Below are 25,325 nucleotides of genomic sequence, written 5' to 3'. Positions count from 1 at the left end.
TTTGACTATCTTGGAGCCTTGATCTCCAGTTGGCCCTTGTCCAGACAGCATCTTGACTGAAACGCACGAGGCAGACGACCGTAGTTCGATGCCTACCTGTCCCTCAAGTGATGTGGCGAACTCAAATCTGCTATCGATTGTTCCCTGATCTGCACCGCCACCTGTTGGGAAACGCATGTTTCGCGTGACTCGAGACAGCCGACGTGTTTCCTGAAAGGATGTCGTCGAAGTATCCGAACATCGGGGCTGAATTCTGGCGTGTGCAGTTGCTGTGAGCGGAGATGTCATCATTTAAACTGGTCTGACGTTATCGGCCCAACGTCAATACTCGGCCGCTTCGAATAGCAGGACATGTTGAATGAATTTTGTCTCGATACCCAGTGCGATTCGATTTCTCGTGTTCGTGGCCGGCCTTCTTGTATCGCCGGTGTTTGTGATCGCCCAAGATGCGTCTCGCGAATCAGAATCGCCAAGTTCGAATCTTCCACTGTCCTCGAAAGATCCCGAGGAAATTCGCAGCCAGAATATCGACGAATTCATCGACGTGCCGGTAAGTTGTCGGATGACGCAGCGGTTCGAAATGTACTGTCCGCATTCCGAAGCTGATCTTCGCGAATTGAAATCGATGGGGTTTACCCAAGTGATCTTGGATCGCGTTGAACTGCATGAGTCCGCAACGCGTCTGGGGCTGCAAGTCGTGCTCGGTCATTGGTGGACACATCAGACTTCACCGGAGGATATCGAGCGAGGAATCGAGTGGGCTCGTGCGGTCGATCCACGAACACTGATCGGCTTCAGCGTGCAGGATGAACCTGAACGCAACTCACCTGAAACGCATTTCCGTTTTTACGTCGATCTGTATGAGCGTCTGAAGCCCATCATTCGCAAAGAGTTTCCGTTGGTGCAAATCGAAATCTCTCACTGGGGACCGATGGCCTCATTAACGGACGCGCAGCTTCGCTACTACTCACTGCTCTATCGTGCGGCCGACGTGATGCGAATCATGCCTTACCCCGACATTCATGAAGCTCCGCTCAGTGATGTCTTTTTTATCATGCAACGAAGCCGGAAGGTGATGCATCTAGCGGATCGTGAATTGCCTCTCGTCGTTGTTTTGCAAACGTGGATTCACCCGCCCAAGAACCAACTTCCCGAAATCGATGAGCTTCGGGTGATGGCGTATCAAGCGATGCTGTCCGGTACAGAAACGCTTTCGTTCTACGACTTCAACAGGCAGGTCTGGGGCCAGGCACCTCAGTTCACCGATCATTTTCGCGAACTGATGAAAGAACTGACTGAAATGAGCAAGCTATATCAGAAGCACCAGATCAAGACGTTCATTACAAACGATGGCATCCTGAAATCAACACTGACATCACCGGAGGGAAGCGTCACTCGAATCGAGCTCAACACGAGTCGCCAAGCAACAAGTGGATTTAATCCACTCGAAGTCCGATGGCTTCCCAAACACACCACTCCGGAAGAAGAAAGGTAAGCAATCCAATCGGTGATGCTATCGCAACATCCGCTTAGACACCTCGCATCCCTGGGACGATTCTAGCTAAGAAATACGCAGGAAATCGCCCTCACCTTTGTCCGTTGTCAGCGATCATTCGAACATCACCGAATGCGTTTTGGAGCACAGCGAGCCCGCTCGTGGTCAATCGCTCAGGCGACTCGCTACTGCCCATAGTTGCGAAGCCACGGTATAAGCCAAGCGACGCCCACCCCAACGGCATCGATCAGCACAACCGCAAGAATGAATATCACCGCAGCTCTGTTTGATTGCTCCGAACCGAGTTGGGGACGAATTTGTTTCGGTTGCAAATCAGACATTCCTGCCCCTGCCATGTAGGTCACGTGCGTGCATCTGAGTCATGCTAAGGAAGCGTCCTCGTGTTTTCGGAAAGTGATCCCGCGGAGGGGCGAATCTGCTCCTCGCGAAGCAAGTGACGTTGAACGGGGAGTCGTGAATCGAAATGCTCTAGAACCATCGTTCTTTATTCACTGCCTGATTCGCCGCAGTCCTAACGAGAGTTGCTCCAGGAAACGCTCGATTAGGCGAGGCCTGTTCTATGAACAAACGCAGACGCATGCAAATTTTGCAATTGAGGGCACCACTAGCTTTTGCAACGTATGAGAAATCACCGGATGTTTCCGTTAGACGCAGCGATCTCGGAAAACCGGGGTCACATGTAATTGAGGTGCCAGAGGCGATCTTTGCAGACGGGGTCTAGCCGTGGGACGCGAATGAAATGGAAGTTTGGGCCGTGTCCATCCTCGGGGATTTCGACGGCGGTTAGGTGGCCGGCTTCGAGGAACACGCCGCTGTCGAGATTGAGCGTCCCGTTATGAATGACTGACTTAAACACCAGCTCATCGTCACGCCAGGGTTTGGTGTCTGGAACGAATGAGTGCAGATAGGAGAGTGGTGTGTGGCCATGGACCATGAGTTCCGGGAAACCCGGTTGATGTCCCAATGAATCGCGATTCCAGCAAAGTTCTCTTGCGTCGTCTTGAATCTGTGCGTCGACGGCTCGATGGACATCGGCCATTTTAACGTGAGCGAGTCGGATTCCTGAATGGACGAAGAGGCAGTTTCTTTCGATGTGATGTGTCTTGCATCGACACAGCAGATCGAGATGAGCTTGCGGTAGTTTCCAATCGATGTCGTTGAGCCTTTGCGAGACTTTGTCAAAATGCCGTTGGGGATCGTCGTGCCGAAATGCCCATAGCTCGGGATCGTCCGCGCTCTCGAGTCCGTAGGATTTGAGGGTCGCCCAGGTCTCGTTGTCACGCATCAGGAAACTGATCGCTGCTCCTCGGAACAGGGACTCAGGGTACGCGTCTAAGTCGACATTTGCGCCGACGGAGCGTTGCATGGCGAGCAGCATGAGTTCATGGTTGCCCAGCAGCACGATGACGTTCACCCCCCGCTGCTCCAGTTCCAGTATCTGGCTGTGAACGCCGCGAGAGTCTTCACCTTTGGATGACAGATCGCCCGTGGAGAGCAGTGTGTCGCCTGGCTCCAGGTCAAGAATTTCCAACAACTTAGCCAACGTTTGGCTGCATCCATGAATGTCGCCCACTGCAACAAATCTGCCCACGTTCTGTTCACCCCATGATGTTTCGAATTGAATCAGACAGACGTCCCGCCGTCGATCACTGAATTGTCTCACTACGATCTTGTTCGATTGACGTAACAGTATACAGGCCCCGGGCGAGATTCACCTCGGCACTGAATCGAATGTTTCAATGCTGGCGCAGCAATGCAGAGTTCCGCGAACACGGCGGGCTGTCGATGGCGGGTTGCGGGTTCTCAACGCGAGGAGGAATTGTTGAGCGTTCGTCTGCTCAGATCGGTTAGGGCGTTTCCGCGAGCAGTCGTTTTGCATCGCATCGACTAAATCGTTTAGGCAAGCGAACTGATTCCTCCTCGAAGCAACGCGGCAGAACGATCGCCGCCCATTTCCGATCCATGCCACACGGCAGCTACGGACTCGTTGACAGAGGAAGCGTTCCGGTCAGCAACTACCTCCCGGGTCTGGCTTTCATGGAAAATCGACAGTGCGATTCGTGGCTTGCACAATCAAAATCTTGACAATGGTACGGTACCGAATTATGTTGTTCGGTACCGTACTACCTTGTTCGAGTGATATGACATGGGTTTTGAACTGCCATCCGCGACGGTCGCGCCGACAGAAGACAACCAGATCAGCTTGTTTCTCGGGCGAGCCTACTACTCGTACCTCGGAATGCTCGCGCGTCATCTGAAACTGCGTCAACTCGACGATAAGCTCCAGCCGGGGATCGGTAATCTCCTGTTCGCCCTGTTTCGTCAAGACGATCAGACCGCATCTGAAATCGCCACTCGACTGGGATTGGCGCGATCGACCATGACGGGGTTGGTGAAGCGAGTTCGTAAGTTGGGGCTGGTAACGACGCGTCCAGATCCTTCCGACGGCCGCGCGATTCGGATGTCACTCACTCCCGAAGCGCGGGCGCTCATGCCGGATTGTTTTTCGCTTGCCGAGCACATGGAGTCTGTGATTTGTCGAGAGTTCTCGACGTCCGAACGCGAAGCCTTTGCGGACCTATTGATCCGAGCGACAGAGAACATCAATCGAGAACTCGCGTCGCTCGGAAACGACAACGCGCCCTCTGCAAAAGAAAACAAGTCCTGATTCGCTTTCAATCCTTTGGAGATTCATCATGAAGCCACGCTCCTGTTTGTTGCTCGTATGTGTTATTAGCGTCAGTCTGCTGACGACCTGTTGGGCGGATGAAATCGACTGGGACCGCGCACGTGTTCTGCGACAAAAACAAAAACGCGGCGTGGTTTTAACCGCTAACGAAGCCGAATACCTCAGCCGCGCCATTAAGCAGCGAAGTGCGGGAACAGGAGAACGAACGGGCGATCGCAGCACCGATGGTGACGGATCCCGGGAGAGAGCGACCGTACCGCCGGTTCGTGTGTCGGAGGAAGACAGTCCAGTCAAAACGCTTACCGTCACGGCGGCTGATGGAGTCCGCACGGAAGTGGCTTACCGGGTACCCCGCAGTGCCGATCGACCTTTGCCGACCTTCGTCTTTTTCCACGGTGGTCTTGGAAAACGAACGCCCCGAATGCTGCAAGAGGACGCTCGTTCCAATCCGACGCACACACGATTTTTGGTGGCGGGTTACGTTGCGGTCTCAGCGACGTTTCGCACCTATGGCCGCGAGCCGCTTTCTCGCGGTCCCATTCTTGACGCAATCGCCATCGTTCGCGCGGTGAAGGAGCTTCCTGAAGTCGATGCGGACCGCGTGATTGTCTTCGGAGGCAGTGGTGGCGGAAGCATCGTGTTGGACCTCGCGAGTTCCCGCGAAGCTGCGCCGTTTGCCGTGGTGGCCGGTGAGCCAGCGTCCATCCTTTACGCTGGAATGATGCATGATGTTTCAGTGAGGGAAGACTGCATGAAACGCCCGCTGCACTACTATACTGACATCCAACGCCAGCAGACCGAACAGAAGATCGACGCAATCCGGTGTCCCATTTTGATTCACCACGGTGACACTCATCCGCTCAAAAAGATGAACAATGAAATCCTCTTTCCCGCGATCACCGCCGCGGGCAAAGATCTCCGAGTCATCATATATCCCGGTGAGCAACACGGATTTTACTGGGGCAATCACACGCAAACATCGACCGTCGATCGCGTCGTCGCCAGCACCCTACAGTTCGTCGAATCGCTATCTAAAACGCAGGCCAACTAGCAGTTTGCCAATCCCGAAATCAGATAGCAGAGAACGTATTGAGAAGTCGTAAGGTAGCAGGATGGTTGGCTGAACGGTTTGGTTTGGTTGGTTGAGTGCCGGTGGAATTTGACATCATCGTCAGGGCTCCGGCTGAGTATTGACACTGCTGCTGCGATGGATGGCTTGCTGATGTTTGCCGGCCTGTGAATGTTTGGGCCGCTGTTTGCGGCGTATTCAGGCAAGCGTGGTAAACCAGGGGGCGTTGGTGGCCGTTCAAGCGACGTCGCAGTGGAATCGAGATTCCGTCGGCGCACGAAAAAACCCCGTGGATCACGGGGTTTATCGAATGCGGCCGAGAGGACTCGAACCTCCACGGGATTAACTCCCACTAGGCCCTCAACCAATGCGGACGGCGAATTTAAAGGCCCAGAACCCCGTGAAATTGGGGATTCTCACGAAATCGCCGAACGCTTGCACCAATGCTTGCACCAGATCACGGAATCAGGCGAACGGTCGGCCGCTTCGGTGTTGCTCGATGCGATTGCGGAAACGCTTGGCACCGATGCCGCTGGTCGGTTGCTCGCCGCGTTGGAACGGCAAGCCGAAGCGGTCGCCCGAACCGAGTAGTTACTACTTCGCAGTGGCCTGCTTTCGATGCCAGTAAGAACCATCGCGTCACGATTCAAATTGGACAGACTTCGACCTACGCAAATTTGACTGGGGTGGGTCCTTCCGATTGGATCACGTATCGCGGGTAATGCCTCCGCGACGTGTCTCTGATTACGAACCTGCAAAAATGACTTCGCTTCGCTTTGTGTGCCCCCCCCACTATGAAATTCTCTGAAATGGCATGATCACGACCTATTACTGCCCGTTTCACGCCGCGTATGCAGCAAAATGATTTTTGCACAGTGGGGCGGGGGAAGGCTTATTAGGTTCCCTTTGCCTGCTCGATCGCGGGTGCGGTAAATTAGGTCCCGGTGGTTGTTCAACACCGTCCGGCGTTTGCTTGTGGCGGGGAGGGGGACGCTACACACGCAATTGCTTGTGGGGGCCAGGGGGAACCTGTGCACACTCCCCTCTTGGGTCCTCCCGGCTGGTTGTTGGCGTCCTATGCCATTCCCAGCCCCGCACGGCTGAGAGAGAGTCCGTCCGATTCGGATTCACAGGACCGGGGGCCGGCTACTTGGGTCCTTCCGGCGATTCGCTTTGCGGGTTCATTCCCCCGCACCCGGCGGTTTTCGCATAGACGTGGTGTGATTTGGCACCACCCCACCCCCACCTATTCGACAACCGGGAAGCGGTCAAACGCTGGGGGGATTATGAGGGGTGACGACAAACCCCGAAATTGTCAAAATTCGGACCGCGGGTTTGGTCGCCCGTTTTTCTGTTGTCGCTCGACCGGCGACGACATTCAAGGGTAGGCGGATCGCTTCCGCCGTTGTGCCCTACCGTAGCCGCTACCTACCCAGCGGCGACGGTAGGGCCCGCCCGTCACTATGGGTAGGAGCCGAGAAGTGGACCGAGATAAGCTAGATCAATTGGTCGAATGTCTTACAGAATTGACACTGCGAATAGAGAGGCTGACGCTACCGGTTTTCGACCTCAATGGTGTCGATGATATCTTGCAACTTGGTAGCGAAGTCAATCGGCTTAGAAACGAACTTTCGCTTCCGCGAATGTTAGAGCTAACTAAGACCGACAACGCGGACGTGATTAAATTCAAGGTATGGGACCCCCGATTCCCAGACCGTCCCGGCACAATGGGAGGCATCGCCCAGAACCAGATCGCTAGCGAGTACTCCATCGCCCTGAGCGAGATCAATCTACCGGTTGTCAAAGACTACTTGCAGCGTTCGATTCGCTACGTGAAGCGAACGCTTTCCTCTACCATCGAACCGAAGGGCACTTTCGGGGTAGGCCCAAAAGAGGACCAAGCCGAGAAACGACGAACGACACCTGAATTCAGGGATCGCGTAACGAATGCTGACAGCCCAACGGCCACCCCCAGCAATATCGACGCGGCCTATATGGCTGCGGGTGAACTTGCTGCAACGATGCTTCAGATCTCGTTATTTCAATATCGCCAAATCACGATGCTGGTGACTTACCCGGAGACAGGCAACGCCGAGCAAAACCAAGAACTGAAAGTGCGAGCGATTGCACAATTTCGGAAAGAGTTGGACGATTCAAGTGATTCCCTGCGAGAATTGCAGCGAACGTTAGAACGGCAACGTAGCGAATTCCTGCCGGCGTTCGCACCGTTGTCGGGATTGCTCGAATTCGCTCGAAAGGACCTATCCGAACTGCCACCGGTTGCTTTGCTTGGCACTTCCAACGTCGATGTTCGGGCCCCCATGAATAGGCTGGCGTTTAGCATGGCTCATTGGGCAAAACAGATGCAGCATTGCCTGCGATTTGGCGACGCTTGCAACCCTCACCATGCGGAGAATGTTCGTTGCATTCAACATGCGAAGTCTTGCCCATACGACGAGGAGAAACATGCGAGACTGCAACAACGAATCGCCGATGAAAAATCACGGGTGATGCAGGCTTACGTTCCGTTCCTGCATTTCAAAGGAATGACGCAATCAGCCACGGAGCCGAACTTGGGAAAAGCCAGCTACACAGCCGAATATGTTACGCTCCCGCCGAAGCTGGCAACTGACGAAACAACCTCCGAAGTTGTGAATCCGGCAGGTGACAAGGGCATTCCTAACGCACCGCCGGCATTTGATGGATCCGCTGATTGGATCATGTCCGGCGACTTTGCACGCTTGCTTAACATGACGTCGAAACAAGTAAGCGAAGTTAGAAAAGCTGCGAAACACAACGCCACTGATTCGCATGGAAGATGGGGCGTCGATGCGATTGGAACGTTTCGGCGAAACGTGCAATCGAGGCTTGCTGCGTATTACGTCCCCGAATTGACCCCGCTCTACAAGAACCGCTATTCGCATGCAAAAAAAGCTTAGGTAGTTCATGGGGGTTCTATCGGAAATCGAAAGAACCCCAAAAGACACTCGCTGCTTGTCTCCCAATGATTGCCCGTGACAGGCTCACATTTCGTGGGTCTGCGATGTCCTCGAAACACGGGTGAAGGATGAGAAATCAATTGGCAAACGCCGATGCGATCGCTGACGGTCGCGGGCGGTCGATGCTTAGCGTCGATGATCTTTCAGAACGCTGGAGGTGTTCAACACGACACGTCCGGCGAATGGCTGACGCAGGCAGAATCCCGCGACCGATCAAACTTGGGAATTTGTGTCGCTGGCCGATTGCTCTTATCGAGCAATGGGAATTGGACGGCTGTCCTAATGTCCGCAACGCTAACAAGCGGGGGCGGTCATGAACCAACAACCACTCTTTGACGCCGGGCTACCGGTGTTCTCGGCTTTCGTTGGACGCCCGATTGAACTCTCGAGCAAGGGTGACAAAAGCCGCGCTGCTCAATTGGCACTGCTGATCCGTAACAACTGTCCCAAGGGAGACAAGTTCGGTGAGACTACTTGCAAGCTATTGTCTACTAGCGGCTAACGACGGTGTAGTTGGTCCACTGCTCTTCGGAATTTTCGCCATCGGCGTTGTGTTTTTGATCTTTCACTCGATGTCAGATCAACGTAAATCGGAGGAAGAAAAGACGCGGGCAGACAAGGAAAAAACGCGGGCGAATAACCTCAAGGACCGTTTTGAGTCGCAAGATAAAGGTGTGCCGATAGGTTCGCTGATTGAACCTGCTTCCAGCTCGATTTCCTACGTACTTGAAGCGATTTCCAGCTACTCGTCTTCCGTCTCACCGGCAGATCAGATGGATCTTCCGATCGAGCTTGACTGGTTACGTTACGCTGACCCTTCCAAAATTGAAGAAGATTCACAGCTTGTTCGCGAAACTCGCGTCGCCACCAAACTGGCAACTGAGTTGAAGCACTGGGAGACGGTGGCATGCATCTGCTCAGCCCCTGTCGATTTGGTTCTTCCGATAGTTTGCAGGTATCGCCAGGGAGAGATTCCGGACGAAGAGACCATGACGGTCAATTTAAAGGAGTGCAGAAGACATCTTGAAGCTGAATTACCAAGGCTTCGATCATATTGCGAACCGCTGATCAAGAATCAGCAACGTCTTTTCTACATGAAGCAAGTAGAAGCTACAGACGCTCTTGGCTTTTCATGGGATGCCCGTACTTCTTTCCCCGAGTTCTTGGGCCGAGCGCGACTTAAGCGACCGATGCTAGCATTTGCGACCGCTCTTGATCGAGTTCGCCAAGAAATGCGAGTCGAAGCCAATGAGCAACTTGCAGCTCGAAATTCAGAGTATGAAAGTCGCAGGTTGGAGTATCAGAGACAACTCGAAGAACAATATGAGCAACACCGTGACGAACTTGAAAGCGAGTTCGACCAAAAGATCGCTACCATTCAGAAAGAGATCCATGTGCAGTACACGGAGAATTTTAATGTCAACAAATTGAGGCTGGAGGCAAAGCGCGAGCGCGAACGTCGTCTCCAAGAGATCTCAAACGACGTCCACCAAAAAGCCATGCATCACCACGTCCCCACTTCAGAGGACGAACTCAATGCCGCGATTCAAAAGACCTTTCGCCGCTATTTGGAGAGCCATCCCGAAATCGATCTTCCGGAGCCGGACGATGATTGGCTAGCGAATTTAGAAAATTTCAGCGGCGTTATTAGAACTGAACCGCCAACTCAGGAGACCAGAGCTTAGTGTATTCTTCCAAAGTTCTGAAATTAGGAACACTTACGCGCTTGTTCTCAGGGGAAGCCATTCCCAATTCACCACGAATTCAGATTGAAGAAGCTTTGCTGCACACGCACATGGCCATTTTTGGCGGAACGCGGCGAGGCAAGAGTAAGTTGTTTGAGCTAATTGGTCGCCAGCTGATTGATCAGGAGCGAGGCTTTGCTTTTATCGATCCGCATAGCGACACCGCTGACGATCTATTCGCGTATTTGGCTTACAGCAAGAATGAACTTGGTTATCGGGCCAAGAACATTCACTACATCAATCCGCACGAGAAACTCTTTGCATATGATCCGTTTCACTACGAACCTGATCCTAATGATCCAATCTCGATGACACGGCAGGGTTACTACGAATGGCTGTACGCAAAGTGTTTGGATCTCTCTGCGATCATCACCCGAGGATTGGGTGAAACGGAGGCTGAGGCCAGTAAACAGGTACGACTGCAGCGATGGATTGGTGCAGTTTTGTACGCGATTGGAATCAGAGATGAATCAACTGATAAGCATCTGGGCTTGGCCGAGGCGTTGATACTTCTCGATCCTTCCGACGAGCGGTTCACTAGTGTATTTCGAATCGTAGAAGGGCGTCTGGACACCCATTCGCAAGGAATTGATGTCCTCAATCGATTGCGATTGCTTAAGTCAGTGAAAGATCCGATTCGTCGAGAAGGTTGGGTGGAGTCAACAATCAATCGCATCCAACGTGTCGTTAGCCCAATCCTTAGAAATATCTTCAATCCCCGTGCCGAAAGAATTGATTTTCGAAAGATCGTTGCCTCTGGCGGAATCATTCTTGCTGCGTTGGGGAAGACGAGGCGTTTTCACCAGTCCGAGGGACGAATCGTTGGCGGATTGATCATTCGAGAGCTTACTGATGCGGTAATGTCCATTCGCCGGGAAGAGCGAAGACGCTTCTATTTGATGATCGATGAGGCGCAAAACTACATCGGAGAAGACCTGATGCACTTGCTCAAGGAGTCTGGCAAGTATCGATTCACACTTGGACTTGCGATGCAGTCATTGGACAATCTCAAGCATGGTGAGATTGATCTGACCGAAACAGTTCTCGGTCAGTGCGACATTCGCATCACGTTTCAGCAGAAATACAAGCCGATTGCGGAAGAGCTCGCGGAGTCGTTGGCTTATCGTTTACTAGACTTCACTCCGCTTATTCACGAAGTTCAGCGACATGCCGGATACGATTTCATCGTGACGCCAAGTTTTGGCCGCAGCGCCGGAGAAACTGAATCTCATGGCACATCCGAAGGGGCATCAATCGGGACATCGACGGGCTATACTGAAGGAACCTCGTATGGATGGAGTGAAGGTTCCGGCTCCTCCGTAGGTTCCAACGTCAGTCAGTCAACGCACATTCCAGGGGGCGACGGTAATCCGTCGTCAACATTCGGCGACGGAACTAGTGCAGTCGAAAGTGTCAATCGGGGGACCACCGGAGGAACGACTTCCCAACGGTCTACGGTCAACAGCACCGGTACCAATACAACTAAAAGTTCATCTGAAGGAAAGTCTCGATCAAGCAGCGTAACGTTAAGTGTTTCTCCAATTGCGAAGTACGAACTCGTCGAGCAGCGAACAGGAAGCTTGACTCGATCACTCGATTGGCAAGTAAGCGAGTTGACAAATGCATTTCAACGTCTGCCACCGCAGCACTGCTTTCTTGCTGTGGATCCATTAGGGTTGGCGTCCTTTGTGCGGATTGCCGACGTCATCGATCCGTTTAGCCTTCGGGGCGATTCAGCCGAGGAAAAAGCCCACGCGATCAAGATTTTTAAGGAATTCATTTACGAAACTCACGGATACTTCTTTGACCGTTCAGAGGAAACTGAAATGCTGGCTGATTACACATTGCGATTTCGCAACGCAAGCGATGAGCCGCTCGACTCTTCAATGTCTGGTCCTTTCGAGCTGTGACTGCGATGGTTAGCGCCGGCCTGGGACGATCCGTGGGAAATCTCGTTGCATTCGTCATTCCGCGACGTTCTAATGAATGGGCGAGCTGTTAGTTTGGTCTTGAACACGGCAAACCAGTCTGCCATTTCGCATGCAGCAGAAATGCTGTTTTTGACATTTCCCCCTTTGTCCTATGGAAAACATTTCAAGGATGAGTCTGGCCGGTTTCTTGATCGGCTGTATTGTTTGCTGGCCGCTTCGTGCGTACTGGCGTTTGGCAAAGAGATCTGCTCGCGGTGCTACCGGTAAGCAGGCTCATTTGCCTGGACTCGGACTCGAAGTTTCGTTGATCGCGGGCTTCGGTCTGATTTTGATCGGCAACATAACGTTGGCGATCGGAGGGTGAGAACAGAATGCCTGACGAGAGCTTGCCGTGTCAAGCAAATCGTTGGCGGTTGGGCGAACTCGCATGCGACACCTTCGTGGTGTTCCTCGCGTTTTCACTAACTTAATCGCGTCTCGCAAGAGACGTTCTCAATGAAGGGCAGCTTTCCGCTGCTCTTCACTCTTTTGGTTGGGGAATGTTTTTCTAGCCCCGCATTGTTTGGATAAACTGCGTGATCGTCATTTGATTCGACTCACGCAACGTCACGCCGAGGGCGTAGAGTCGCCAAGATATGTCGAAGATAGTTGCAACGATGCCGATGCCAGCAAGAGCATCTAGAGCGTTTAGCCAAATTGGCATTTCTTCTATGCGTTCAAGCCGAACGTACACGAACCAGGACCACGTAAAGACTACGAATGCGAACATTCCTATCGCACCTAAGTGAACGAGTGACTTGGCTAACTGCCTTTTTGCTTGGTTAAACTCATAGGTTCGCATCATTGAATCGTCCTCAAAAGTCGAACGGTCAACGAGTTGTATGCCAAGTGTTACGAAAGCGACAAGCAGAGCCAACAAGGCGACCAGTGTAGACATATCTTCCCCTCAGTACGGTTTGAACTTTCGTATTGGTTACTAACAGCTTCGAAGAACTGTCAATAGAGATTGTCACACGGTGTCCGTTGGGGTGTCCATCGCGTGTCCAGATTAGGTCAATCGGCGAGTTAACGTAAGTCCCATATTCAGCAGCATTTAGGGTGCAGCGGGCTTGCTCCGCAACCCCTTGCCCCAAGGCGTTCCAGTCAACCCCGCTCAATACTTCGCGGATGCCTGACGCTACGCTAACCCCTTGGGGCAAGGGCTGTGCTGCCCGTCTCGATCGGATGGCAAGTTGACCGATCGATCCGGCCCGCTGCGCCCCTGCACCCTATCGGAATCGCCGGCCTTCGAGGCCGACCATCCCGAGCCGTCCCCCACTCCGGCATGCTGCTGAAAGACGAGTGCCTTTCGACGATCAATTATTGATAGATCTTCAAATCCACCAATTCCCAGTCAACGTCTCCGGTCGATGAAACCGGAACACCGGCGTCGGCCACCGGAGCGTTAAGCGGACCCCCGACGCACGGGACGTCATGCTGTTCAGGTTTTGCGAACGAAATTACAATTCTGGACAACAAATTAGCGGTTGCTGAAGTTTGTAGAGAGCGAGGCCAACGTGGAAGAATACGACGATGAGGAATTGGAAACTTTACTCGACCGCGCGCAACAAGAAGATGATATGCGACGGAGGGCAATCCTATGGGGGAAATGCATCCTCCACGTTCTCAGCCTTGAGGACATCCAAGAAGGACTAACATTCGAGAAGATCGGTGAAATGAGCGATCTGGAAGCCGGTAGTCTAGCAAATCAAATGCAGGCTGTTTTTGAAATGAGAAGTCCGCCAGCATTTCTCAAAAAAGAAGAAGCGGTTGACGCGACCTCTGTATCGGATATCCAGCCAAAAGATGACAACGCCGACACTTCGGAAATTGAAATGAGCAATAGAAGACCGTGGCCCAAGAAGGTGGTGGACAAAGTTCTAACGGATTGCCATCACCGGTGCTGCATTTGCCCTGACCATCGACGTGTGGCGAACATTCATCACATCGACGGGGATAACTCCAACAGCGTTGAGGACAATGCAGTCGGGCTGTGCGGTGAGTGTCATCCAGACGTTCACACCAAGTCAACAATGCGACGAAACATCACGGAAGATCAAGTGCGCATTTATAAACGAGAGTGGACAGAAAAGTGCCGAAACATTGATTCATTTTTGAGGACGAGCGTAAGCGAGTTTCGAGGGATGTACTATGTCAACGTGCATCGGCTCGATGCGCTGTATCGAGAATGCGGCAAGCCATCGTTCCTGCCGAACATACCGCACCAGTACCCGGCACAGGATGGACATTACAATACGCTTTGGGGTAATCCGAAGAATTCGCTGGACTGGATCAAGCTGGCAGAAAACAGGGCGTTCTATGAAGAATGTCTTTGCGAGCTCACACCCGAACTAACGATGTTCGACATCAACTTGTTTGAGGTTCGCGCGATCGAACCAGAAGAAAAAATTGGGAGTCTGGTCGGGTTTTCCTGTCAGTTCATTGGCCAGGATATCCCGACGCAAAGTGAGTTAACTGCGGGCAACGGTGAGTATATTGGGCCACCGCCAACAATGCGGCGCGAAGTCGTGGATGCAATCGAAACAGAATCCGTTACGGAAACCTGCATGATCCTAGATTCGACATACATGTTTGCCGACTCCTCTTTCATCCATTTCTCCGATCATGGGATTTGGAACGGTTTCGGTAGGATAATGAAGTGTCGGAATGCCGTGGGATCGAACGATGGCCATTTGTTGCGGCGTCAAATCGTGGTGTCACCAATTTGTATCGGGACACCACCGGACCATTTGCGGCAAAGTCGGATTCCTCCCGATGCACAGGACGCAGACAACCAACACAACAAGTTGGTAGACCTAGTGGCATAACGCAATCACCGAGGACGGCCAATGAGTATTGGCAACGATTATCTGTGCGGCCGAACCCGCAAGTCAATATTGGTGTCGGAGTTCTTAGCCTAAATATTTTTTGGAAACCCCCGATATGAATGACCGCCAGCTTCCAAGCCTTCCACATGAAAAGGATAACGCCGCAGAGATCGTGAGCGAATATCCCGAACACTTTAATTTCGCGGCGGAGTTGCTCAGCTCGGGACTTGATCTGCTTGATCAGCTTTCAAAATCAAATCGTTTCGACGATACCCCGATCGTCAAAGCCGCTGCAGGGGGAATCCTGGCAAGGGAGTTGCGGCGATATCGCTCGATAGCACACATGGCTGAGTACGGTTTTATCGAGAACGTTGATGTGCTGACGCGAGTTCTGTTCGAGGGTACATTGGCGGCTCGGTTTGTTCTTTATGAATCTATTCCTGTTGAGGAACGAAGTGGCCAGCTCCGAGGAAGGCTGCGCAACCAGCCGACGATACCAGACGGCGTTTCCGAAGTAGAATTCCGAAGCTGGCTCTATTCGACGATGCCGAACATAAAGATGGCATTGATGGCCGACCAATTAGGCATGGACAGCGAATCAAAACAAACGATTCTAGACGGGGTTTCAGAAATCGAACAAATTATCGGCCCCGAATGGATGGAGGTCCTCAAGACGCATCCGAAAACTTATTCTGGTTTGAGTGTACGCGACTTAGCGGAAAGCTGCGGTGTACTCTCAATGTACGTTGAAATGTACGCACTGCAGAGCATGGACGTCCACGCTTCTGATGGGCTAGCATCGTTGGATCACGACTCAGAAGACGGCAGGGATTCTGTTTCATTCATGATTGGTACCGCTAGGCATCGAATCGAAAAACTTCCTACGCACATGCAGATGGCGTTTGGCGTGCTGCTGATTTTGCTTTCCGATATTGGCAAGGCGTTTGGTCTCAATCTGACAGCGTTGGAAGGGATCCGTGACCGCTACCACGAATTAATTCACGTATGTGATAATTCCTAGCGGACAGGCAAATGTAACTAGTGATGTTGGCGAATACCTCATTGCTTCCTATTGCGCACCGGTGGCCGACGCCGGAATTGGATCACACCGACCCCCGTCCTGGTGATCGCGACGAAGGGGTTGCTTTTTGGGTGGCGATGGCATAGTTTTAACTTCAGCTCGATTTGGCTGAGTTTCAACTCAGTTCATTTCAGCGGCGAGGCGAACTGGCCAAGTGACACCGTTTTTTCGGTGTTCCCGGCTTTTTCACTGGCTGAATCGAGTCTCTTCGGAGACTGACTCCCTGAAAAGCAACGTTCCGTTGCTTTTCTCTCTTATACTGGTCGTATTCTAACGACAGAGTCAGTTTTCATTCCGACGGGACGTTCGCACGATGCAACTTCAACCACGCGACATCGACGCCTTAGCGTTTCTTGCACGCTATTTCTTGCTCACTTCTCGGCAGCTCCGCGCGATCTGCTTCTCTGACGACTCTACCGGACGGGTAACGCGTCGCCGTTTGACCAAGATGAGTCACGAAGGGTTGCTACGAAAACGTCAGATGCTCGTCGTCAACGCGCGTGATGGTGCCGCAAGTCCCACGTACCACCTGACCAAGGCAGGCCGAGAATTACTGGCGGCTCACTTTGATGATTATTCGTTTCTGACAAAGCCTGTGGAACCGTCACAGCCTCAGCATTTGTTTCACTATATCGGTGTCAGTGACACACACATCATGCTCGACGAGGCATTGAAAACGCAGCCTGAAATTTCACTTGTCCGATGGGTCAACGAAGATGAGTTCATCAATAGCGACGAACTCGACCGAAAACTTCGGTTCAAGCTACTGACGCAATTCAGCACGCCGAGCAAATTGGTTTGTGCACCTGATTCCGCATTTGTTTTGGAATCGCAGGGGCACAAAGCGGTGATGTATGTCGAATACGACCGCAACACCTACTTTCACGATCGGGTGGCTGCAAGAAAAACGCCGGGATACAAAAAATTGTTGGCATCAAAATATCACCGCAAGCATTTTTCAGAAACAACCCTCGATCACTTTTACGTCTTGTTCTTCGCGCCGACCGAAAAACGCGCTCGCCAACTCCGCGATGCCTTCGCCAAAAAGAATGCTGACGATCCTGCGTTGAAGGTCTATCGCTTCGGATCATTCGAAACACTGACGGCCGAAAACATGTTGACGAGTCCCCTATTTCGCTGCTGCCACCATGATGATTTGGTGCCGCTAGTTAAGGCGAGTGTCCCAACGAACCACGCACCGACCGCCGAATCTCCGTTACAGAGTTCAGGGACTATGTGACGGCTTCGGCCTACGTGTGTGGACACAATTTTCATTCCCCCATTTCCTATGACCAAAGAGTCCAACGAAAACAATCAACCCGTGAAAAAATTCCGGCTTCGCGGGATCTCGGCCAGTGTGTTTGAGAACAAAACGGAAAAAGGACAGGCGTTTTTCAAAACGACGATCCAACGTACTTACAAGGAAGGAAAGTCGTTCAAAACCACGAACACGTTTTCGCGTGATGACTTGCCGATGTTAGTGGAGGTCGTTTCAGCAGCGTGGCGAGAGATTTTGAAACGCGAGTCCGAAGTGTCTGCTGAAGAGTAGATGCGACCAAATCACGAGGGCTGCCCTGACAGCTCTCAATCCCTTGCCTTGTGCTGGGGAGCTGGGCGACACCGCTCTGCGACATCATTCGATGTCCCTTCCGGCGTCACTGGCTTATTTGTCAGTTTCGATTGACTTTTCTGTAAAGCGTTTCTTCCACGTCTTTGCCTCGCTTGATTTCTTTCCGTCAACTCGCGTTGCCGCGACGACGGCCAACAATACACCGATGACTTGGCTTACTTCATGTGACGGTTACGGACGTCTCTTAAGTAAGCCAGACTTTCGGTTTTGTCGACTCGATTGGATCGAGTCATTTCTATTTTCTTTCCACTTACAACTATGGGACAATATTTCAAACCGGTGAACACAGACAAAAAGGAGTTCGTCTGCCCTTGGTGTATTGGTGCGGGTGCCAAACTTTGGGAATGGGCTGCGAATCGACATGGAGCGATTTTCACACTGCTACTGCGTCAGAGCGATTGCACTGGCGGTGGTGACTACGGCGGGCAAGGCCCGCAAGTCATCGAGCTAACTGAGAATCAGGACATTCGGGACGTGATTGCCAAAGGCATTGCTCGCGAAGGTATGTCGATGCCAATTCCCAAGGAATCGATTGTCGGCCGCTGGGCGGGTGATCGAGTGGTTCTGATCGGCGACTATGACGAGTCAGAGCTTTATTCGACTGCAACAGAACTCTATCGGAACATTAGTGAGCCTTTGGTCGAAGCATGGAATCAATTCCTTGGCGACGAAGAGTTCACCTTGCAGTACCATCGCTGCAGCGGATGCACCGAACGGTTCTATGCGGCGGAACAAAGATAACGAGATGCGGCCGTAACCGCGTATCAAACTTGGTGGCTTCGGCTACCAGAATCGGGCGGATGCCTTTGTGAATGCCGATTGGTATTCCTGGTGCAATCACCGATGTTTTCTTGGCTCGTTCGTGAGCCAACTCTCCTGAACGCCTTGTTTCCAAGGCGTTCACTCTTTTGCGATTGCATGTAGCTGATTGTCGGTTGCTGATCGCTCCCCTTTTTGCTCAATGGAGAGTTGAACGATGAAAGTAGTATTGAGTGGCCACGAAGAGAAGGCCAAGTGCGTTTGGTGTATGCGCGAAAAAGAAACGGTGAAAGCGAGCTTCTCCGATCGCATGTTCACCAATGCTTCAATCTGTTGGAAGTGTCTCGCGACCATCGTGCGGGTCAAAGCCCAAGACATGGTGGAACCTTCGTCCCAGGCGGTTACTGAGAGAAAAGAGTAGCCGTTGTAGATTTGCGTGGCGTCCCAGCGACTCGCCGGGGCGCCACCTCTTCTTTAAGAAACTCCACTGAACATACGAGGCAGGACGATGGATACCGACGAGATTACCAGTCGATTGAACCGCATCGAATCTTTGTTAAGCACATTGATAAAAAAGGAGAAGCCAAGGGATTACTACACCACCGCCGAGATCGCCAAGATCTTAGGCAAAGCCGAATTTACCGTTCGTGAATGGGCGCGAAATGGACGCATCTGGGCGGAGAAGAGGCAGTGCGGTCGCGGTCGCAGTCGCGAATGGATGATCTCCCATGTTGAATTGGAGCGGATTCAGGATGAAGGACTTTTACCTGACTAGCCAAGCTGATCGTCAATTTGTTTGTTCACTGAATCCCCCACTGCTAGGCTACCTCCAGATGAATCACAACGAATCTCTTCTTCTCGCGAATCGTCATATGGGTGGCATCAAAGTCACTGAGCTTCGATGCGAGCAATTCACTTCGTCGCGCACCGGTATGGGCTGCCGTGAACACCATTGGATAAATAAACGGATGCGTCGCGACTGTCCGAACGAATTCGAGCAGTTCGTCCACTTCGCTCCGCTGGAGGAAGAGACAATCCCAAAGGTCTTCAACTTCGGCATCGCTCAAACCACCTCGACTGATTTGGGCGGTAATCTCGTCCCAGGTTTGAAAGCGTGGTTTTTCTTCCCCTTTGGGGTATCGCAACCCTTTGTTGGGAAACGGCGTCAACACGAGGCGCTCACCCAACGCCCAATTCCAAACGCTACGCAGCGTGGCGAGCTCTTTTCGGATGGTCGTGGGGCTGAGCGTCCGACCTCGAATTCCGGGCTCCTTGGCCCGCTTATTGACGTACCGCTGCAAGTCTTCGCGGATCAGTTGCTGAATTCGAAATCGCGGCCCCAGATGACGCTCTAAATGACGTTCATGGATCTTCATCCCCTTCTCCGTGTTGACTTCCAGGGAGTCATCGGGCATTTGTTCGAAGAAGGTTTGAAATAGCTCGCTCAGATTGATGTTTCGAGCAACCTTGGGTTTGCCGTCGAGCCGGCCGTCGGAAAGCAGGAACATGGCGATGTCGGCGTTCTCAGGAACTTCGAGTCGCCCGCTTTCCACCAACCGAATATTTTCGATCAACCGCTGCAAACGGCCTTCCGCCTTGGAAAGCTCCTGTGTCTTCAGGGATCGTTTGAACTTTTTCCCGCCAAAACGGAAGCTGAGATGAATGTTCCCGGACGGGTCAGTTTGCAGCCAAGCCATGATTCGCACTCCAATGGTTCTAGGAGTGAGTTTGGACAAGACAGCGTGTCATGCCCAGCGACGCAACCGCGATGCAAAACCAGCGTTGCCACCGATCTGCCACTGAACCGGTCTGACCAAGAAAAAAGGACTCAGAGCGGATTCGCCCTAAGTCCTTTGAAGTCGCTTTTGACACCGCAATTTACGGTGTTTTAAAGATGCGGCCGAGAGGACTCGAACCTCCACGGGATTAACTCCCACTAGGCCCTCAACCTAGCGCGTCTGCCAGTTCCGCCACGGCCGCGTTTGCTTCGTGTGGTGCTTTTTTGCAGAGGGCAGAGTGTGCGAAAGTTATCGCTCCGCGTCAACGCCCCTTTGGCGACACTCGGCCACGAATTTTTGAATCAATTCGGCCGATTTCGTCCCTTTGGGAGATTCCACCCCGCTGGCGACGTCGACTCGCTTCGTTCCGCTGGTGCGAATCGCATCGGCGACGTTGTCGCAGTGGAGTCCGCCGGCGAGGATCCAGTCGGGTTGGCCGGGAAGACGGGGGGAATCGCGGTTCCACGCCGCGATGGACGGCCAATCGAGTTGTTTACCTCCGCCTCCGAATTTGACCCCCGCGTCGGCATCGAGAAGCAAGGTTACCGGCAGGTCCACCCAGGGCAGAATCGTGTTTTGGATTTGTTCGGAAGACTGGGGCATCGTCGGCAGCCGGATTGCTCGAATGATCGCAACGCCCGCATCGATTAATTGTCTCGCAGCGGCGGGAGTTTCGTCACCGTGGAGCTGGACGGCGTCGAGTTGCAGGGCGTCTTGGGCGCGGCGAATCGCGGCAACGGGTTCGTTGACAAACAGTCCGACGCGAGCGATTTTCGCGTCTTTTGCGGCTTCATTGATGGACTTAGTGATGGCCGAATGCGGGGCCAAGTACCGGATGCTTTGGGGGTAAAAGTTCAAACCCACGCAGTCCGCTCCGGCAGATTCACAGGCGTGCACGTCGGCTTCGCTGCGGACGCCACAAATTTTGATCTGAAAGTCAATCATCGCTTCCTGCTATCGTGCCAAGTGTTGCAATCGGAGTAAGTTTACTGGACGGTCGAATCGTCGCGAGCCGATATAGAGGATGTCCACGAATCCCGACTCACTTTGGGTGTGTTTTCAGTTGAAGATCCTAACACGCTCCTTCCTGATCGACATCGTGCTCGTTTCGATGGGCGCCTTCATGTTGGTTTGTCTGATTGGGCAAACGCGTGGGGCGATGGAACGGCGAGGCACGGAGTTGCAGACCTATTGGGTCGAAATACGACAGCCGAGCGGCCAGGAAACTCGATTTTTGATTCCTGATTCTTCCCAAACAGAAGAGCAGATCAGGGAAGATCTGGTTCGACGAATGATTGGGCCGCCCGCACCGGAAGCTGCCGTGGTGCGTTGGTGTCAGGAGACGTCTGAAATCTACGCTGCGACGTTGGTCAATCTGGGCATCGCAGCGGCCGACGATTCACCAAGCAATGAAAGCTCCTTCCGCACCGTCTCGGTCCGACGTGGAGGTAACGAATCGTCAGCCGATCCGGATGGTGAGCAAAGAGCGTCGGCGTGGCGCGACTACTGGATGTCGCGTGACGCGAAGGCTCAGCAATGGTTGGCCTCCTATGAAGCCAGTTTGCAGAGTCGAGTGTCGGGCCTTGGGCAATCGATCCTGATTACCAAACCGCGTTGGTGGATGCCTTCGGTCGCGATCGTTCAATTGGCGATTGTGGTTGGATTGATTGTCGGGCTCTTGGGATGTGTTTGGCGTTACGTCAGTCCGCCATTGATGGTGGAGGCCGACGGCGTCACTTTTGAGGCGGTGAGGAGCGAGCCGAAAAGTCCGACGACGGCGGCGATGTGTTTTCGACGCTCGTGGTTTCGCGTCCAACAACCGATGAGTGTCACTCTTCGAGTGATCGCCGGTTGGACGATTGTGGGATCAACCGTGTTGGCGGTTGGAGTGGTTTCGGTAATCGCAGCGGTTCAATAAGCGAACCGTTGCGGCACGCGCGGACGCATGTGATTCGCGTGCACGAGAATAAACACTTCACCGCGAGAGTATTCGCGAAGTCGTCAATTTGATGACCTTCCTGGGGATATGGTGCGATGTCGGCTGCGTGGGTTCGTAAAATGGTTTCATGCCGTTTGCCGTCTTGAGGTTTCCGTCAGAAACGCGTTTGATTGCTCAAAACGCACCCGAATTTGAAAGCACTGCTTTCTTGTCTGACAATAGCAAAGGCTGCATACTTCCCGCTTGGTCCACCGGTTGTATTCGGTGACACAAAACATGTTTTAAAGTGAATCATCGGAGTTGTTGAAATGAGTTTGTTGAAAGAGTTTAAAGAGTTCGCGATGAAGGGTAGCGTCGTCGACTTGGCAGTCGGTGTCGTAATCGGTGGCGCGTTTGGCAAGATCGTGACGTCGTTGGTGGCAAACGTGATCATGCCACCGATCAATTTGTTGACCGCGAGGTTTGGTATCAATTTCAAAGAAGCCGCCTACACGATCGCGACAGAGAGTCCGAAACTGAAGGCGGATGGCACGATGGAGACGCTCGAGAACGGCGATCCCGTGATGGTGATGCAGGACTACCCGATTTTGAATTACGGTCCGTTCGTCCAAACGGTCTTTGAATTCTTGCTGATCGCCGCGGCTCTGTTCGCGGTGATCAAGATGATTAACGTGGCGCGATCGAAAATGGAAAGCGAGCCCGAAGAGGAGAAAGTCACCCTGCCGAGCGAAGATATTCTGTTGCTTCGCGATATCCGGGATTCGTTAAAGAAGGATTAATTTGACGGAATGTCAAAAATGGCGCGTTGTCATTTTCTGAGGGGGTGATCATAGTGGGGGGATGTCTGTCTCACCATCTCTCCATTCGTCCTGTTCTGATTCCAGCGATGCTCGCAATTTGACTGCGAAACAGCGGGAGATCCGCAATCGCGGGAGTCGAATTTTGGATGCCGCGTTCCCAATGGTTCGCGATCAGGGGTTATCGGCGGTCAGCATGGAGGCGATCGCCCGCGAGATGAATTGCACGCGGGGCACGATCTACAATCACTTTTCCAACAAGGAAGATATCTTGTTGGCGTTGGCGGCGCGATCGGTGCGGCGGCGGATGGAGTTATTTCGGTTCGCGGTCACGCTGGGAGACGACCCTCGTCAGTGTTGCGCCGCGATCGGAATTGCGGCAGAAGTTTACGTGGATTGTTTGCCTGATGATTTTTCGATCGAGCAGATCACTCGCCACGATCCGGTTTGGCAGAAGACGTCTCCGGACCGTCGAGAGGTCTTGGCGGAGTGCGAACAGCAGTGCATCGATTGTCTCAGTGGTGTGATCGGTGCGGCCCTTGCGTCCGGTGATTTGGTCGTAGGCAAGGGCGTCTCGCGGGATGCGTTGGTTCAGCAAATCGTGTTCGGTTTGTGGTCGCTGGTTTACGGCGGATTGGTGCTGGAGTCGACGAGTCCTTCACTGGGACGAGCGGGGATCTCGCAACCGCGTACCGCAATTCGGCGGAACTGCAACGCGTTGCTCGACGACATTGGTTGGCGACCGCTGTTTGATCCGTCGGCGTACAAGAAATTTGTTTCGAGTATCACGCCGAAGTTACGACGTCATGCCAAGAGCGTGCTCGAACAGTCGTTGGAGGATGTTTCGTCATGAGTCATCCTATCTCGAAATGGAACAAGGTGGCGGATGCGAGTGACTCAGGCCGGTCGCGGCTGCGCGTCGTCGGTGGATTGGTTCTCGCGTCGACAATAGTCGCGTCAATCGTCGGCGTGTGGGTTGTTCGGGCAACGGTATTTGCGGAGTCCCGCCCGCGAGACGACTCGGGTGCTGCGAATGGTACAGCGTTATCGATGGCAGGCGAGGGGCGTGTGGAAGTCGGTGTGATTCGCGCCGGTGATGTGTCGACGCCGCTGTTGTTTGAGTCTTACCGAGGCGAAGTGCAGGCGAGGCGATCGAGTTCGTTGTCGATGCGACGGAGCGGTAGGCTGGTCGAGGTTTTGGTTCACGAAGGCGACAGGGTTAGTCAGGGCGACGTTCTGGCGAGGCTCGATGTTTCGGATCTTGATGTTCGAGAAATGATGGCGGACGCGGACGTGGCAGCGGCCTCGGCGGCGTTGGATGAGGCGGTTGCGGGACCGCGAGAGCAAACCAAACGAGCGGCATCGGCGAGAGTGCGGCAGTTGGAATCGCAATTGGCATCAGCAGAACGCCGGCTCGAAAGGCAGATGCAATTGTCGCAGAGGAGTGCGGGAACGGAACAAGAGCTCGATGATGCTCGTTATGCGGCGGATGAATTGCGTGCGACGCTGGCGGCGAGAACCGCGGAGCTCGACGAACTCGAAGATGGGACTCGTGACGAACAGGTCGCGGCCGCGAAGGCGAGACTCGCGTCGGCCACTGCGGCGAGTCGCCAGATTGATGTCGAACGCGACGACAGTCAAATCGTGGCTCCTTACTCTGGTGTGATCGCGATTCGGCAGTTTGACGAAGGGGAAATGATCGGGCCGAGTCAGGGCGTGTTGACGATTCTAGAGTCGGAGCCTTTGGAAGCCCGATTCGGTGTGCCACCTAGCGTGTGTCGGCAGTGGAAGCTGGGGGATCAGTTTTGGGTCAGCGTCAACGAAACGACATCGCCTCCCGAAACGGCGCGGCCGGGGCACTCGCGATCTTCCTATCTTGGTGCCAAGATAGTGAGGATGCAGCCTCAGGTTGATGAGGTGACACGGACACGCGGCGTTGACTTTGAGCTCGTGCCCCGTACCTCGAGTACGGATTCTCTCGCGGGGATACATATCGGGCAGACCGCAAGGTTGTGGGTGCCGTGGGGCGAGAACGGAAACAGCGAGACGATGCGGCAAGCCTTGAGTGACCCCTTTTGGGTAACAACGGAATCGTTGGTTCGCGGTGTGCGTGGGTTGTGGTCGGTTTACGTCGCGGTGCCCGATGAAAAGGAACGCGATCAGCAGGCGAACGCGACCGAGATTGCGAGCGAAGACGCACGTGGCGTTGATGGAATGACGAACAACACCGTCAAAGATGTCGCGTTGGCAACGATCGAACGACGAGAAGTTCAGGTTCTCCGCAGTGCCGGTCCGTTGACGTTGGTGCACGGCATGTTGTCACCGGGAGAATGGATCGTTTCGGAGGGAGTCGGACAAATCGGACCTGGTGTTGCCGTTCGTGTGCGATGGAAGGACGTTGATCTTTCGCTCACTGAGATCACGCCCGCTGAGGTTTCGCGACGGTGACTAAATCAGGCGATGTGAACGCCGAGGGACGTGATCCCGCGAACAGTCCTGCGCCGAGCGATGGCGGTGTGATCACA

The 25,325-nt window shown here is 53.3% G+C and carries 23 protein-coding genes and 1 tRNA gene; 19 read left to right on the top strand and 5 right to left on the bottom strand.

All coding sequences use genetic code 11. The annotated features are described in order from the left end of the window. The first annotated feature begins 358 nt into the window (after positions 1 to 358). Positions 359 to 1,495 carry a hypothetical protein gene (locus FHS27_RS22995; RefSeq protein WP_184307410.1) on the top strand — a complete coding sequence of 379 codons (1,137 nt, stop codon included), beginning with the start codon at positions 359 to 361 and terminating at the stop codon, positions 1,493 to 1,495. 694 nt (positions 1,496 to 2,189) lie between these two features. Here the strand turns inward: FHS27_RS22995 and FHS27_RS22990 are convergent. Continuing rightward, positions 2,190 to 3,179: a metallophosphoesterase gene (locus FHS27_RS22990; RefSeq protein ID WP_315854667.1), complete on the bottom strand. Its 990-nt coding sequence runs from the start codon at positions 3,177 to 3,179 to the stop codon at positions 2,190 to 2,192. A 483-nt stretch (positions 3,180 to 3,662) separates the two neighbouring features. On the opposite strand from FHS27_RS22990, the gene FHS27_RS22985 reads away from it, so the two are divergent. From FHS27_RS22985 to FHS27_RS22955, 8 genes are all read left to right on the top strand, one after another. After that, the gene (locus FHS27_RS22985; protein WP_184307408.1) at positions 3,663 to 4,184 is read left to right on the top strand and encodes a MarR family winged helix-turn-helix transcriptional regulator; all 522 of its coding nucleotides are present in this window, start codon (positions 3,663 to 3,665) and stop codon (positions 4,182 to 4,184) included. A 28-nt stretch (positions 4,185 to 4,212) separates the two neighbouring features. Further along, positions 4,213 to 5,256: an alpha/beta hydrolase family protein gene (locus tag FHS27_RS22980; RefSeq protein ID WP_184307406.1), complete on the top strand. Its 1,044-nt coding sequence runs from the start codon at positions 4,213 to 4,215 to the stop codon at positions 5,254 to 5,256. Positions 5,257 to 5,709: 453 nt separating this feature from the next. Beyond that, positions 5,710 to 5,865 carry a hypothetical protein gene (locus FHS27_RS22975; protein WP_184307404.1) on the top strand — a complete coding sequence of 52 codons (156 nt, stop codon included), beginning with the start codon at positions 5,710 to 5,712 and terminating at the stop codon, positions 5,863 to 5,865. A 935-nt stretch (positions 5,866 to 6,800) separates the two neighbouring features. After that, complete coding sequence (locus tag FHS27_RS22970; protein WP_221225322.1) at positions 6,801 to 8,213, top strand: hypothetical protein; 1,413 nt, start codon at positions 6,801 to 6,803, stop codon at positions 8,211 to 8,213. Between the two features lie 128 nt (positions 8,214 to 8,341). Further along, the gene (locus tag FHS27_RS31710; protein ID WP_390854318.1) at positions 8,342 to 8,590 is read left to right on the top strand and encodes a helix-turn-helix transcriptional regulator; all 249 of its coding nucleotides are present in this window, start codon (positions 8,342 to 8,344) and stop codon (positions 8,588 to 8,590) included. 147 nt (positions 8,591 to 8,737) lie between these two features. Next, positions 8,738 to 9,958 carry a hypothetical protein gene (locus FHS27_RS22965; protein WP_184307400.1) on the top strand — a complete coding sequence of 407 codons (1,221 nt, stop codon included), beginning with the start codon at positions 8,738 to 8,740 and terminating at the stop codon, positions 9,956 to 9,958. 41 nt (positions 9,959 to 9,999) lie between these two features. After that, a complete protein-coding gene (locus FHS27_RS22960) occupies positions 10,000 to 11,928 on the top strand; it encodes a type IV secretory system conjugative DNA transfer family protein (RefSeq protein ID WP_221225321.1) in 1,929 nt (642 codons plus the stop codon). A 172-nt stretch (positions 11,929 to 12,100) separates the two neighbouring features. Further along, positions 12,101 to 12,313, top strand: a complete 213-nt coding sequence (locus FHS27_RS22955; RefSeq protein ID WP_184307396.1) for a hypothetical protein — start codon at positions 12,101 to 12,103, stop codon at positions 12,311 to 12,313. Between the two features lie 183 nt (positions 12,314 to 12,496). Here FHS27_RS22955 and FHS27_RS22950 read toward each other — a convergent pair whose 3' ends face one another. After that, positions 12,497 to 12,886 carry a hypothetical protein gene (locus tag FHS27_RS22950; protein WP_184307394.1) on the bottom strand — a complete coding sequence of 130 codons (390 nt, stop codon included), beginning with the start codon at positions 12,884 to 12,886 and terminating at the stop codon, positions 12,497 to 12,499. A 619-nt stretch (positions 12,887 to 13,505) separates the two neighbouring features. Between FHS27_RS22950 and FHS27_RS22945 the strand changes: the two genes are divergently transcribed. The 6 genes from FHS27_RS22945 to FHS27_RS22920 all read left to right on the top strand — a co-directional run bounded on the left by FHS27_RS22945 (position 13,506) and on the right by FHS27_RS22920 (position 19,061). Beyond that, positions 13,506 to 14,816, top strand: coding sequence for a hypothetical protein (locus tag FHS27_RS22945; protein ID WP_184307392.1), 1,311 nt, complete (start codon positions 13,506 to 13,508; stop codon positions 14,814 to 14,816). A gap of 115 nt (positions 14,817 to 14,931) precedes the next feature. Then, positions 14,932 to 15,837: a DUF5677 domain-containing protein gene (locus tag FHS27_RS22940; RefSeq protein ID WP_184307390.1), complete on the top strand. Its 906-nt coding sequence runs from the start codon at positions 14,932 to 14,934 to the stop codon at positions 15,835 to 15,837. A gap of 373 nt (positions 15,838 to 16,210) precedes the next feature. After that, complete coding sequence (locus FHS27_RS22935) at positions 16,211 to 17,137, top strand: replication-relaxation family protein (RefSeq protein WP_184307389.1); 927 nt, start codon at positions 16,211 to 16,213, stop codon at positions 17,135 to 17,137. Between the two features lie 48 nt (positions 17,138 to 17,185). Then, on the top strand, positions 17,186 to 17,446 hold the full coding sequence (locus FHS27_RS22930; RefSeq protein WP_184307387.1) for a hypothetical protein: 261 nt from the start codon (positions 17,186 to 17,188) through the stop codon (positions 17,444 to 17,446). Positions 17,447 to 17,806: 360 nt separating this feature from the next. Further along, entirely contained in the window at positions 17,807 to 18,268 is a 462-nt protein-coding gene (locus FHS27_RS22925; protein WP_184307385.1) for a hypothetical protein, read from the top strand. Positions 18,269 to 18,794: 526 nt separating this feature from the next. Then, the gene (locus tag FHS27_RS22920; protein WP_246420646.1) at positions 18,795 to 19,061 is read left to right on the top strand and encodes a helix-turn-helix domain-containing protein; all 267 of its coding nucleotides are present in this window, start codon (positions 18,795 to 18,797) and stop codon (positions 19,059 to 19,061) included. A gap of 43 nt (positions 19,062 to 19,104) precedes the next feature. On the opposite strand, the gene FHS27_RS22915 is transcribed toward FHS27_RS22920, so the two are convergent. The 3 genes from FHS27_RS22915 to FHS27_RS22905 form a co-directional block, all read right to left on the bottom strand. Further along, entirely contained in the window at positions 19,105 to 19,983 is an 879-nt protein-coding gene (locus tag FHS27_RS22915; RefSeq protein ID WP_184307383.1) for a tyrosine-type recombinase/integrase, read from the bottom strand. Between the two features lie 198 nt (positions 19,984 to 20,181). Next, a tRNA-Leu gene (locus FHS27_RS22910) sits at positions 20,182 to 20,266 on the bottom strand. 47 nt (positions 20,267 to 20,313) lie between these two features. After that, positions 20,314 to 21,009: a phosphoribosylanthranilate isomerase gene (locus FHS27_RS22905; RefSeq protein ID WP_184307381.1), complete on the bottom strand. Its 696-nt coding sequence runs from the start codon at positions 21,007 to 21,009 to the stop codon at positions 20,314 to 20,316. 79 nt (positions 21,010 to 21,088) lie between these two features. On the opposite strand from FHS27_RS22905, the gene FHS27_RS22900 reads away from it, so the two are divergent. The 4 genes from FHS27_RS22900 to FHS27_RS22885 all read left to right on the top strand — a co-directional run bounded on the left by FHS27_RS22900 (position 21,089) and on the right by FHS27_RS22885 (position 25,248). Then, entirely contained in the window at positions 21,089 to 21,982 is an 894-nt protein-coding gene (locus FHS27_RS22900; RefSeq protein ID WP_184307379.1) for a hypothetical protein, read from the top strand. Positions 21,983 to 22,311: 329 nt separating this feature from the next. Beyond that, positions 22,312 to 22,782 carry a large conductance mechanosensitive channel protein MscL gene (gene mscL / locus FHS27_RS22895; RefSeq protein WP_184307377.1) on the top strand — a complete coding sequence of 157 codons (471 nt, stop codon included), beginning with the start codon at positions 22,312 to 22,314 and terminating at the stop codon, positions 22,780 to 22,782. 61 nt (positions 22,783 to 22,843) lie between these two features. Next, positions 22,844 to 23,653 carry a TetR/AcrR family transcriptional regulator gene (locus FHS27_RS22890; RefSeq protein ID WP_246420644.1) on the top strand — a complete coding sequence of 270 codons (810 nt, stop codon included), beginning with the start codon at positions 22,844 to 22,846 and terminating at the stop codon, positions 23,651 to 23,653. Continuing rightward, entirely contained in the window at positions 23,650 to 25,248 is a 1,599-nt protein-coding gene (locus FHS27_RS22885; RefSeq protein ID WP_184307375.1) for an efflux RND transporter periplasmic adaptor subunit, read from the top strand. Before FHS27_RS22890 ends, FHS27_RS22885 begins: the two co-directional genes overlap by 4 nt. Positions 25,249 to 25,325: the final 77 nt, after the last annotated feature.

This window comes from Aporhodopirellula rubra, from assembly GCF_014192335.1.
GTDB classification, from domain to species: Bacteria; Planctomycetota; Planctomycetia; order Pirellulales; family Pirellulaceae; genus Rhodopirellula; species Rhodopirellula rubra.
The sequence above is the reverse complement of the archived record's forward strand: the minus strand, read 5'-3'. Positions and strand labels throughout refer to the sequence as shown.